Source organism: Pseudomonas sp. S32 (assembly GCF_016648095.1).
In the GTDB taxonomy this organism is placed as follows: Bacteria; Pseudomonadota; Gammaproteobacteria; order Pseudomonadales; family Pseudomonadaceae; genus Aquipseudomonas; species Aquipseudomonas parafulva.
Genome location: NZ_JACVVF010000010.1, coordinates 114,368 through 126,196 on the forward strand (window position 1 = coordinate 114,368; position 11,829 = coordinate 126,196).

Here is an 11,829-nt window from a genome sequence, read left to right on the forward strand (position 1 = left end):
ATTACCTGCCCCACTCCCCTTCGCGTCACGTGTTATTCGGTTTCCAGATCGATATCGATACCGAGCGAACGGATCTCTTTGATCAACACGTTGAAGGACTCGGGCATGCCCGGCTCCATACGGTGATCGCCATCCACGATGTTCTTGTACATCTTGGTACGGCCGTTCACGTCGTCCGACTTCACTGTGAGCATTTCTTGCAGGGTGTATGCCGCGCCGTATGCTTCCAGCGCCCACACTTCCATCTCCCCGAAACGCTGACCACCGAACTGCGCCTTACCACCCAGCGGCTGCTGGGTAACCAGGCTGTAGGAACCAGTGGAACGCGCGTGCATCTTGTCGTCCACCAAGTGGTTCAGCTTAAGCATGTACATGTAACCAACGGTCACAGGACGCTCGAACTTGTTGCCGGTACGGCCATCGAACAGCACCATCTGGCCGCTCTCTGGCAGGTCGGCCAGTTTCAGCATGGCCTTGATCTCGCGCTCTTTGGCACCATCGAAGACCGGGGTAGCCATTGGCACACCCTTCTTCAGGTTATGGGCCAGGGCCAGGATCTCTTCGTCAGTGAACTCGTCGAGGTTTTCCTGACGACCACCGATCTCGTTGTAGACCTCGGTCAGGAACACGCGCAGCTCTGCAGCCTTGCGTTGCTCTTCGATCATGCGGTCGATCTTCTCGCCCAGGCCTTTGGCTGCGAGGCCCAGGTGGGTTTCAAGGATCTGACCGACGTTCATACGCGAAGGTACGCCCAGCGGGTTGAGCACGACGTCTACCGGCGTACCGTTGGCATCGTGAGGCATGTCTTCAACCGGCATGATAACCGAGACAACACCTTTGTTACCGTGACGGCCCGCCATCTTGTCACCCGGCTGGATGCGACGGCGGATAGCCAGGTAGACCTTGACGATCTTCAGTACGCCCGGTGCCAGGTCATCGCCCTGCTGCAGCTTGCGCTTCTTGTCTTCGAACTTGTCGTCCAGCAGACGGCGACGGTCGACGATGTACTGCTGAGCCTTTTCCAGCTGCTCGTTCAGTGCATCCTCAGCCATGCGCAGTTTGAACCACTGGCCGTGCTCCAGGCCGTCCAGCACCTCGTCGGAAACCACGGTGCCTTTCTTCAGGCCCGCACCACCGTCGACCACCTGGCCGTTCAGAGCAGAGCGCAGACGTTCGAAGGTAGCGCCTTCAACGATGCGGAACTCTTCGTTGAGGTCCTTGCGGATCTCGTCCAGCTGCATCTTCTCGATGGCCAGGGCGCGGCTGTCGCGCTCGACGCCATCGCGGGTGAAGACCTGTACGTCGATGACAGTACCCTTGGTGCCGGTTGGCACACGCAGGGAGGTGTCCTTAACGTCGCTGGCCTTCTCACCGAAGATTGCGCGCAGGAGTTTCTCTTCCGGCGTCAGCTGGGTTTCGCCTTTTGGCGTTACCTTGCCGACCAGGATGTCACCGGCGCCGACTTCAGCACCCACGTAGACAATACCGGCTTCGTCCAGTTTGTTCAGTGCAGCTTCACCCACGTTCGGGATGTCCGCAGTGATTTCTTCTGGGCCAAGCTTGGTGTCACGGGCCACACAGGTCAGTTCCTGGATGTGGATGGTGGTGAAGCGATCTTCCTGGACCACACGCTCGGACAGGCAGATGGAGTCTTCGAAGTTGAAGCCGTTCCACGCCATGAACGCGATGCGCATGTTCTGGCCCAGTGCCAGTTCACCCATGTCGGTGGACGGGCCGTCAGCCATGATGTCGCCGCGCTGAACCTTGTCACCCTTGCTCACCAGCGGACGCTGGTTGATGCAGGTGTTCTGGTTCGAACGGGTGTACTTGGTCAGGTTGTAGATATCTACACCTGCTTCGCCGGTTTCCACTTCGTCATCGGCCACGCGAACCACGACACGGCTGGCGTCGACCGAGTCGATCACACCACCACGGCGAGCAACCACGCAGACACCGGAGTCACGGGCAACGTTGCGCTCCATGCCAGTACCTACCAGCGGCTTGTCAGCGCGCAGTGTCGGTACAGCCTGACGCTGCATGTTCGAGCCCATCAACGCACGGTTGGCGTCGTCGTGCTCGAGGAACGGAATCAGCGACGCTGCAACAGAAACAACCTGCTTCGGCGAAACGTCCATCAGGGTGACGTCTTCCGGCGCCTTGACGGTGAATTCGTTCAGGTGACGGACCGCTACCAGTTCGTCGATCAGCTGCTTCTTGTCGTTCATCGCGGCCGAAGCCTGGGCGATCACGTGATCAGCCTCTTCGATGGCGGACAGGAACACGATGTCGTCGCTGACCACACCTTCCTTCACCACGCGATACGGGCTTTCGAGGAAGCCGTATTGGTTGGTGCGGGCATAGGCTGCCAGGGAGTTGATCAGACCGATGTTCGGACCTTCAGGGGTCTCGATCGGGCACACGCGGCCGTAGTGGGTCGGGTGTACGTCACGGACTTCGAAGCCGGCACGCTCACGGGTCAGACCGCCCGGGCCAAGTGCAGAGACACGGCGCTTGTGGGTGATCTCGGACAGCGGGTTGTTCTGGTCCATGAACTGCGAGAGCTGGCTGGAGCCGAAGAACTCTTTCACCGCCGCCGCAACTGGCTTGGCGTTGATCAGGTCCTGCGGCATCAAGCCTTCGCTTTCGGCCATGGACAGACGTTCCTTGACCGCGCGCTCTACACGCACCAGGCCTACACGGAACTGGTTCTCGGCCATCTCGCCGACGCAACGTACACGACGGTTACCCAGGTGGTCGATGTCGTCGACGATACCTTTGCCGTTACGGATATCGACCAGGGTCTTCAGAACCTCGACGATGTCTTCCTTGCTCAGCACACCCGAACCTTCGATTTCGGTGCGACCGATACGACGGTTGAACTTCATGCGACCTACAGCGGACAGGTCGTAGCGCTCGGCGCTGAAGAACAGGTTGTTGAACAGGGTCTCGGCAGCATCCTTGGTCGGCGGCTCGCCGGGACGCATCATGCGGTAGATCTCGACCAGCGCTTCCAGCTGGTTGCTGGTGGTGTCGATCTTCAGCGTGTCGGAGATGAACGGACCACAGTCGATGTCGTTGGTGTACAGGGTCTCGATACGGACGACCTGTGCCTTCGCGACCTTGATCAGCAGATCGGTGGTCAACTCGGTGTTGCATTCGGCCAGGATTTCGCCGGTAGCCGGGTGCACGATGGCCTTGGCGGTGGTGCGGCCCAGGACGTATTCCATAGGAACGTCCAGCTGCTTCACGCCAGCCTTTTCGATCTGGTTGATGTGGCGCGCAGTGATACGGCGGCCTTGTTCAACGATGACCTTGCCGCTTTCGTCATGGATGTCCATGACCGCGACTTCACCACGCAGACGCTGCGGCACCAGTTCCAGGCTGAGTTTCTCGCCGGAAATGTGGAACACGTTGGTGGTGTAGAAGGTATTGAGCACTTCTTCAGTGCTGTAACCCAGCGCACGCAACAGCACCGAGGCCGGCAGTTTGCGGCGACGGTCGATACGCACGAATACGCAGTCCTTCGGGTCGAACTCGAAGTCCAGCCAGGAACCGCGGTAAGGGATGATGCGAGCGGAGTACAGCAGCTTGCCCGAGCTGTGAGTCTTGCCACGGTCGTGGTCGAAGAACACACCAGGCGAACGGTGCAGCTGGGAAACGATCACACGCTCGGTACCGTTGATTACAAAGGTACCGTTCTCAGTCATCAGGGGGATTTCACCCATGTAGACTTCTTGCTCTTTGATGTCCTTGATCGCTTTGTTCGACGATTCCTTGTCGAAGATGATCAGGCGCACCTTGACCCGCAGTGGGACCGCGAAGGTCACGCCACGCAGGACACATTCCTTCACATCGAAGGCGGGTTCGCCCAGGCGATAGCCTACGTACTCCAAGGCAGCATTGCCGGAGTAGCTGATGATCGGGAATACCGATTTGAAGGCCGCGTGCAGGCCGACGTCGCGGAAGTTATCCTTGGATGCTCCCGCTTGCAGGAATTCGCGATACGAATCCAGCTGGATGGCCAGGAGGTAAGGCACATCCATAACGTCCGGCAACTTGCTAAAGTCCTTGCGGATACGTTTTTTCTCAGTGTATGAGTAAGCCATCAGCGTTCCCCAGCTTGGTCACCTGCTTGTTTGGCTTCTCCCGGCGGGAGCAGCCAGAAAATCGTGCAAACCCCTTGGTTTGCGCCACCCACATGGGTGTTTTGCAGCTCGTTATCGGGGCCGGCTTGGCCGGCCGCCAATAACGGAAAAAGGCCGGTGGCGCAAGCCACCAGCCATCAGCCCTTTGCTCAACGCTCGGACTGGAGTCGCAAAGTCGAGATTACTTCAGCTCGACTTTAGCGCCTGCTTCTTCCAGCTTCTTCTTAGCGTCTTCAGCGGCTTCTTTCGAAACGCCTTCAGCTACAACCTGAGGAGCGCCATCGACTTTCTCTTTGGCTTCTTTCAGGCCCAGACCGGTCAGTTCGCGAACGGCTTTGATCACGTTCACTTTCTTGTCGCCGGCTTCAACCAGAACAACGTTGAACTCGGTCTGCTCTTCAACAACGGCAGCAGCAGCAGCTGGGCCAGCGGCGGCAACAGCAGCGGTAACACCGAAGGTTTCTTCCATCGCTTTGATCAGCTCAACAACTTCCAGAACGGTTTTCTGGCCGATGGCTTCGATGATTTGCTCGTTAGTCAGGGACATGACTTAAATCCTGTATTGGGGTGACAGCCTACGCAGCCATCAAATTAAACGAATGATTTTGAAAGAGTCGCGCGTGCCTTAGGCAGCGGTAGCTTCTTTCTGGTCGCGAATGGCTGCCAGAGTACGAGCCAGCTTGCTGGTAGCGCCTTGGATCACGCTCATCAGTTTCGCAATAGCTTCGTCGCGGGTCGGCAGGGTAGCCAACACGTCGATCTGGTTCGCTGCAATGAAATTGCCGTCAAACGCAGCTGCCTTGATCTCGAACTTGTCCTGACCCTTGGCGAACTCTTTGAACAGACGAGCAGCAGCGCCCGGGTGTTCGTTGGAGAAAGCAATCAGGGTCGGGCCTTTGAACACGTCGTTGAGGATCGAATATTCGGTGCCTTCAACAGCGCGCTTGAGCAGGGTGTTACGTACGACACGTACGTAGACGCCAGCTTCGCGGGCCTCTTTACGGAGTCCGGTCATTGCGCTTACAGTCACACCACGGGCATCGGCCACGACAGCGGACAGAGCGACTTTGGCAGCCTCGTTGACTTCAGCGACGATGGCCTTCTTGTCTTCGAGTTTAATTGCCACGGGTTTACTCCTGGTTTTTACCGTTTCATCTGGCCGAAGCCGGATGTCGTTTTGGTGTCTGATTCGGTAACGAATCGGGAGCACCATCTGCGTGGGCTGGTGTTTTAAGGCTTGCGCCACCTACGGTCTTGGATAGCCCCCGCCAGGCAGGGACCCCAATTTTTGCTGGCGGTGCGACAGGTCGCACCGCCATGTTCTTACACGTCCAGCGAGCTCTGATCGATGACCAGACCTGGGCCCATGGTGGTGCTCAGGGTAACGCGCTTGACGTAGATACCTTTCGAGGAAGCAGGCTTGATACGCTTCAGATCAGCGATCAGGGCTTCAACGTTTTCCTTCAGCTTGCCAGCTTCAAAGCCGATCTTGCCAACGGAGGTATGGATGATACCGTTTTTGTCGGTGCGATAGCGAACCTGACCAGCCTTGGCGTTTTTCACGGCAGTGGCTACGTCTGGGGTTACGGTACCCACTTTCGGGTTAGGCATCAGGCCGCGAGGACCCAGAACCTGACCCAGCTGACCTACAACGCGCATGGCATCTGGCGATGCGATAACGACGTCATAGTTCAGGTCGCCGCCTTTCATTTCGGCAGCCAGGTCGTCCATACCTACGCGGTCAGCGCCGGCAGCCAAAGCGGCCTCAGCAGCTGGACCCTGGGTGAAGACGGCTACGCGAACGGTCTTGCCAGTGCCGTGCGGCAGCACAGTAGCGCTACGTACGACCTGGTCGGATTTACGCGGGTCAACACCGAGGTTAACGGCGATGTCGTAGGACTCTACGAACTTGGCAGCCGGCAGCGAAGCCAGCAGAGTGGCCGCTTCTTCGAAGTTGTAGGCCTTGCCTGCTTCGATTTTCTCGGCGATTGCCTTTTGACGCTTGGTCAGCTTAGCCATTACACACCCTCCACGTTCAGGCCCATGCTGCGGGCAGAGCCAGCGATGGTGCGTACAGCAGCGTCCAGGTCAGCAGAAGTCAGATCGGCCTGTTTGGTCTTGGCGATCTCTTCCAGCTGAGCACGGGTCACGGTACCGACTTTAACGGTGTTCGGGCGAGCCGAACCACTGGTCAGGCCAGCAGCTTTCTTCAGCAGAACCGAGGCAGGGGTGCTCTTGGTCTCGAAGGTGAAGCTACGGTCGCTGTAGACAGTGATGATCACAGGCGTCGGCAGGCCGGCTTCTTGACCCTGGGTACGGGCGTTGAAGGCCTTGCAGAATTCCATGATGTTCACACCGTGTTGACCCAGTGCTGGACCAACGGGTGGGCTTGGGTTGGCCTGGCCGGCCTTAACTTGCAGCTTGATGTAAGCCTGAATCTTCTTAGCCATGAGCTACTCCAAAATCGGGTACGAACGCCTGATGGCTCCCCGGATGACTTGCGTTTTATCCCAGTGACGACAAAACCCCGCAGCACACAGGGCTGCGGGGTATGGGATGCTTCGTCCGCCTAGACCTTTTCGACCTGGCTGAACTCGAGCTCCACAGGCGTGGAGCGACCGAAAATGAGCACTGCAACCTGCAGTCGGCTCTTTTCGTAGTTAACCTCTTCGACACTGCCGTTGAAGTCTGCGAACGGACCATCAACAACACGAACCACTTCACCTGGCTCGAACAGCGTCTTCGGCTTGGGCTTGTCACTGCCGTCGGCAACGCGACGCAGGATGGCCTCGGCCTCTTTATCGGTGATAGGCGCAGGCTTGTCTGCAGTACCACCAATGAAACCCATTACACGAGGGGTGTCCTTGACCAAGTGCCAAGTCCCTTCGTTCATCTCCATCTGGACCAGTACATAGCCAGGGAAGAATTTGCGCTCACTCTTGCGCTTCTGGCCGTTGCGCATTTCGACGACTTCTTCGGTCGGAACCAGGATCTCGCCGAAACCGTCTTCCATGCCAGCCAGCTTGACACGCTCAATCAGGGAGCGCATCACATGCTTCTCGTAACCCGAGTAAGCATGAACAACATACCAACGCTTAGCCACGGGACACCTTTAGCCAACGATCAAGGAGACCGCCCAACCGAGCAGGGAATCGAGCCCCCACAACAGCAGTGCCATAACCAGCACGACAGCCACGACAATCAACGTGGTCTGGGTGGTTTCCTGGCGGGTCGGCCATACGACTTTACGAATCTCGGCACGTGCTTCCTTTGCCAGCGCGAAGAACGACTTACCCTTCACTGTTTGCAAGGCAACGAAGCCTGCAGCAGCAGCAAGAACAAGAAGCGCGAGGACACGGTACAGGATTGGCGCTGCGGAGTAATACTGATTACCCACCACACCAACTACCACCAAAGCCACTACAGCCAGCCACTTGAACAGATCAAAACGCGATTCTTGGGCTTCAGTTTTGGGGGTCATCGAGGAGGATCCTGTAATAAGAAAGCCATCACACCGAGGTGAAATGGCAGGTCAGGAGGGAATCGAACCCCCAACCTACGGTTTTGGAGACCGTCGCTCTGCCAATTGAGCTACTGACCTGTAACGCTGTATCAGGCCGGCTATTATACCGGCCTAATCAAGTAAATCAACTACTTATTCAATGATTTTCGCTACGACACCGGCGCCGACGGTACGACCGCCTTCACGGATAGCGAAGCGCAGACCGTCTTCCATTGCGATGGTTTTGATCAGGGTGACAGTCATCTGAATGTTGTCACCTGGCATTACCATTTCAACGCCTTCCGGCAGTTCGCAGTTACCGGTCACGTCAGTGGTACGGAAGTAGAACTGAGGACGGTAGCCTTTGAAGAACGGCGTGTGACGGCCGCCTTCTTCCTTCGACAGGACGTAGACTTCTGCGGTGAACTTGGTGTGCGGCTTGACCGAACCTGGCTTGACCAGAACCTGGCCACGCTCAACGTCGTCACGCTTGGTACCACGCAGCAGAACGCCGCAGTTCTCGCCAGCACGGCCTTCGTCCAGCAGCTTGCGGAACATCTCAACACCGGTGCAGGTGGTGGTGGTGGTGTCACGCAGACCAACGATTTCCAGCGGATCCTGAACGCGGACGATGCCACGCTCGATACGGCCAGTTACAACGGTACCACGGCCCGAGATCGAGAATACGTCTTCGATCGGCATCAGGAATGGCTGGTCGATGGCACGAACGGGCTCAGGAATGTAGCTGTCCAGAGTCTCTACCAGCTTCTTGACAGCGGTAGTGCCCATTTCGTTGTCGTCTTTGCCTTCCAGCGCCATACGAGCCGAACCGATGATGATCGGGGTGTCGTCGCCTGGGAAGTCGTAGGTGGACAGCAGGTCGCGAACTTCCATCTCGACCAGCTCCAGCAGCTCAGCGTCGTCTACCAGGTCAGCCTTGTTCAGGAAGACCACGATGTACGGAACGCCAACCTGACGGGACAGCAGGATGTGCTCACGGGTTTGTGGCATCGGACCATCGGCGGCCGAGCAAACCAGGATCGCGCCGTCCATCTGGGCAGCACCGGTGATCATGTTCTTCACGTAGTCAGCGTGACCTGGGCAGTCAACGTGAGCGTAGTGACGAATGGTCGAGTTGTACTCAACGTGAGCGGTGTTGATGGTGATACCGCGCGCTTTTTCTTCTGGAGCCGAGTCGATCTTGTCGAACTCAACGACTGCCGAACCGAATACTTCGGAGCAGACGCGAGTCAGAGCTGCGGTCAGAGTGGTCTTACCGTGGTCAACGTGGCCGATAGTGCCGACGTTAACGTGGGGAAGGGAACGATCAAACTTTTCCTTAGCCATCGATACAATCCTCCGCAGAAGAAATAGTCTTGCGCTGATAAAACAAAGGCAGATATTTTCATATCTGCCTTGTTTATATGGAGCTCTTGAGCGGACTTGAACCGCTGACCTCACCCTTACCAAGGGTGTGCTCTACCAACTGAGCTACAAGAGCGAAACACGTTGTGCAAAATCCAGCAAACTTGGAGCGGGTAGCGGGAATCGAACCCGCATCATCAGCTTGGAAGGCTGAGGTTCTACCACTAAACTATACCCGCGGAGCTTACGGCTCTCGCTAAAACTGGTGGAGGGAGAAGGATTCGAACCTTCGAAGCTCTCGCAACGGATTTACAGTCCGTCCCCTTTGGCCGCTCGGGAATCCCTCCAGATGTGGCCGGCATTCTATTTGTCTGCCGCCTCAGTGTCAAGCGATTTTTCAAATTTTTTCAATCAAATCTGAAACTTAGCTACTTTGACACCGCTTCCAGTTCTGCCACCTGAGTGGTGTTCCCTGCGAAGCGGGCGCCATTCTATCAAGCTATTCACCAGTTGCAATACCCTGGCAGAAAATAATTTTATGTTTTAAGTCTTTGAAATCATTGGAAAGAGCCGCCAGGGCTGCTGCGTCCAGTAAACGCTCGCTGTCGGGCTCCACCTTTAGCCAGCGCCCTTCCGCACCTGGCAGCTGTGCAACCACCGGAAGCGTTGCTATGTCCAGGCTCGTCAACCTCTGCCGCAGGGCATCGATCTGCTCCTGGCCCATGGCGCCACCCACTATCAGGCACTCGTCGCGACGCCTGGGCGATGCCAGCACACCCGCCTCGCGCACCAGGCGTATTTCCTGCTGGCTGCCTTTATACAAAGACAGGGGCGCAACCTCTTTTACCCTCAACGGCGCGCCTTGCTGATGCCACACGTAATAAAAGGCATTGAGTACCAGCAACAGCAAAAATAACCAGCGCATAGGGCACCTCAGTTCAATGGACAGGCCATCGCCAAACCGACGAAGACCAGATCAGGCACCACCCGAGCCTGTGGGAGCGTATCCCTCAGCAACGGTGCATCACCGCCCGTAAGGAAGACCGTAAAGTCACTCCCCCAAAGGGCATGCGCCTGCTCGATCTGCGTCTGCGCAAAGCCCTGCAGCATCAGCACGCAGCCACGTTCTACCGCTTCAACCGTGGAACGGCCCGGCAACAAGGTGGCCAATGCGCGCTCAGCGGAGGCATCATCGTAACGGATGCGCCGTGTATGGGTGCGCAGCTGGCCGCGCATCAAAGGCATACCAGGGCAAATGTAGCCGCCGAGGTGTTCACCGTCTGCGGCTACATAATCCGCTTTTGCTGCTGTGCCCAGGTCTATTACCAGGCACGCGCCACGTGCAAGGTGGTAGGCGCCCAGAACAGCCAGCCAGCGATCCATACCCAAGCGCTGGTAGTCGTCATAGCCATTTCGCACACCGGCCATTTCTCGGGCAGAACGCGCCACATGCGACTGCACTGAAAACACCTGCGCAATCAGCGTGCACAGAGCTTCGGTCTCTTCTTCACTTCTGACGCTGACAATTCGGCAGCCTGTCAATTGCACCGCAGGCAGGGCAGCCACACCCTCCACAAGCGCCTGGTCAGACTCAACGGTTCCACCTGCGACAATCATGGCATCCAGGCTATGGATCACCCGCCACTTGATGAAGCTATTGCCGCAATCGAGCTCAAGAATCATCACGCAACCTCAAACTCAGCTCACCGCCACTGAAGCTTTTTTCAACGCCGTCCACCACAAGGCGCAAACCGCCTTGCCCATCAACGCCCAGTACCAAGCCGTCAATGCGCGTGGTGCCTGCTATCAGTGACACGTTACGCCCTTGCCACAGATGCGCCTGCTCCCATTCCTCTTGAAACGCTGCAAAGCCATAGCGGCGATGACGGGCAAGTTCATGCTGCAACTGTTGACTGAGCGAGGCGACCAGGTGGTTGCGATCAATCACCGCTCCCACCTCACGCCGCATGGATGTCCATTGCTGATCTACCTGCGCGTTGACCTGCATGTTTACATTGATGCCGATACCCAGCACCACATGACAAACATCGGCAGGGTCGCCTACCAGCTCGAGGAGGATGCCGGTGATCTTCTGGCCATTGACCAGAACGTCGTTAGGCCACTTCAGGCCTACAGCATTCACGCCAAATGCTTGCAGGGTGCGCATAACGGCCAAGCCAACAACCAGGCTCAAGCCCTCAAGCTGGCGCATACCGCCGTCTACGCGCAAGACCAGGCTGTAGTAAAGGTTCTCGGCGAAGGGGCTGACCCACTCTCGGCCACGCCGCCCACGACCAGCACTCTGGCGCTCCGCCAACACCACGAAAGGCGCCTGCTGCCCTTGTGCTGCCAGGCGCAAACCCTCTGCATTTGTAGAGTCGATGGATTCATGAATGAAGACGGGCCACGGGGCTTGCGTGGCAAAGCCGGCTATAGCCTTTGCGTCGAGCATTGCCAAGGGCGCAGCTAACTGGTAGCCACGGCCACGGACCTTGTGAATGGTGAGGTTAAGTTCGCTCTCAAGGTGTTGCAGCTGTTTCCATACCGCACTGCGACTCACCCCGAGGGCTGCCCCTAGAGCTTCTCCGGAATGGAATCGGCCATCCTTGAGGAGGTTCAACAACTTCAGCATGCCAGTCTCAACGTTGGATAAGGCAGGCATGATAGCCATGGGTCGTGGGCTTGCATAGGAAAAGGGGCGTTCCGGTGATGCCCTGCCCTCAGCGGGACAAGGGCTGCCGCAAGCTCTGGGGGAATTTTTATCGCACAAAGACAAAACCCCTACCTGCATGCGCAGATAGGGGTTTTGCGAAATGA

General features: G+C 57.3%; 11 protein-coding genes and 4 tRNA genes. All 15 read right to left on the reverse strand.

Features of this window, described 5'->3' with window-relative positions; translation table 11 throughout:
• Positions 1 to 32 precede the first annotated feature (32 nt).
• Positions 33 to 4,106, reverse strand: a complete 4,074-nt coding sequence (gene rpoB, locus IAE38_RS08145) for a DNA-directed RNA polymerase subunit beta (RefSeq protein ID WP_028633700.1) — start codon at positions 4,104 to 4,106, stop codon at positions 33 to 35.
• Between the two features lie 220 nt (positions 4,107 to 4,326).
• Positions 4,327 to 4,692: a 50S ribosomal protein L7/L12 gene (gene rplL, locus IAE38_RS08150; RefSeq protein WP_003255496.1), complete on the reverse strand. Its 366-nt coding sequence runs from the start codon at positions 4,690 to 4,692 to the stop codon at positions 4,327 to 4,329.
• 78 nt (positions 4,693 to 4,770) lie between these two features.
• Positions 4,771 to 5,271, reverse strand: a complete 501-nt coding sequence (rplJ, locus tag IAE38_RS08155) for a 50S ribosomal protein L10 (RefSeq protein ID WP_028633699.1) — start codon at positions 5,269 to 5,271, stop codon at positions 4,771 to 4,773.
• Positions 5,272 to 5,468: 197 nt separating this feature from the next.
• Positions 5,469 to 6,164: a 50S ribosomal protein L1 gene (rplA, locus tag IAE38_RS08160; RefSeq protein ID WP_027915749.1), complete on the reverse strand. Its 696-nt coding sequence runs from the start codon at positions 6,162 to 6,164 to the stop codon at positions 5,469 to 5,471.
• Positions 6,164 to 6,595 (reverse strand): 50S ribosomal protein L11, encoded by a 432-nt coding sequence (gene rplK / locus IAE38_RS08165; protein WP_028633698.1) that lies wholly within the window; start codon positions 6,593 to 6,595, stop codon positions 6,164 to 6,166. The genes rplA and rplK overlap by 1 nt, the downstream gene beginning before the upstream one ends.
• A gap of 119 nt (positions 6,596 to 6,714) precedes the next feature.
• Positions 6,715 to 7,248, reverse strand: coding sequence for a transcription termination/antitermination protein NusG (gene nusG, locus IAE38_RS08170; protein ID WP_043199430.1), 534 nt, complete (start codon positions 7,246 to 7,248; stop codon positions 6,715 to 6,717).
• Between the two features lie 9 nt (positions 7,249 to 7,257).
• On the reverse strand, positions 7,258 to 7,626 hold the full coding sequence (secE, locus tag IAE38_RS08175; protein WP_028633696.1) for a preprotein translocase subunit SecE: 369 nt from the start codon (positions 7,624 to 7,626) through the stop codon (positions 7,258 to 7,260).
• A 44-nt stretch (positions 7,627 to 7,670) separates the two neighbouring features.
• A tRNA-Trp gene (locus IAE38_RS08180) sits at positions 7,671 to 7,746 on the reverse strand.
• Between the two features lie 54 nt (positions 7,747 to 7,800).
• Positions 7,801 to 8,994: an elongation factor Tu gene (gene tuf, locus IAE38_RS08185; RefSeq protein ID WP_038411791.1), complete on the reverse strand. Its 1,194-nt coding sequence runs from the start codon at positions 8,992 to 8,994 to the stop codon at positions 7,801 to 7,803.
• A 78-nt stretch (positions 8,995 to 9,072) separates the two neighbouring features.
• Positions 9,073 to 9,148, reverse strand: a tRNA-Thr gene (locus tag IAE38_RS08190).
• Positions 9,149 to 9,177: 29 nt separating this feature from the next.
• Positions 9,178 to 9,251: transfer RNA gene (locus IAE38_RS08195), tRNA-Gly, on the reverse strand.
• 24 nt (positions 9,252 to 9,275) lie between these two features.
• A tRNA-Tyr gene (locus IAE38_RS08200) sits at positions 9,276 to 9,359 on the reverse strand.
• Positions 9,360 to 9,511: 152 nt separating this feature from the next.
• Complete coding sequence (locus IAE38_RS08205; protein WP_201216947.1) at positions 9,512 to 9,937, reverse strand: hypothetical protein; 426 nt, start codon at positions 9,935 to 9,937, stop codon at positions 9,512 to 9,514.
• 8 nt (positions 9,938 to 9,945) lie between these two features.
• Positions 9,946 to 10,695 carry a pantothenate kinase gene (locus IAE38_RS08210; protein ID WP_201216950.1) on the reverse strand — a complete coding sequence of 250 codons (750 nt, stop codon included), beginning with the start codon at positions 10,693 to 10,695 and terminating at the stop codon, positions 9,946 to 9,948.
• A complete protein-coding gene (birA, locus tag IAE38_RS08215) occupies positions 10,685 to 11,644 on the reverse strand; it encodes a bifunctional biotin--[acetyl-CoA-carboxylase] ligase/biotin operon repressor BirA (RefSeq protein WP_201216954.1) in 960 nt (319 codons plus the stop codon). Before birA ends, IAE38_RS08210 begins: the two co-directional genes overlap by 11 nt.
• Between the last annotated feature and the right edge of the window lie 185 nt (positions 11,645 to 11,829).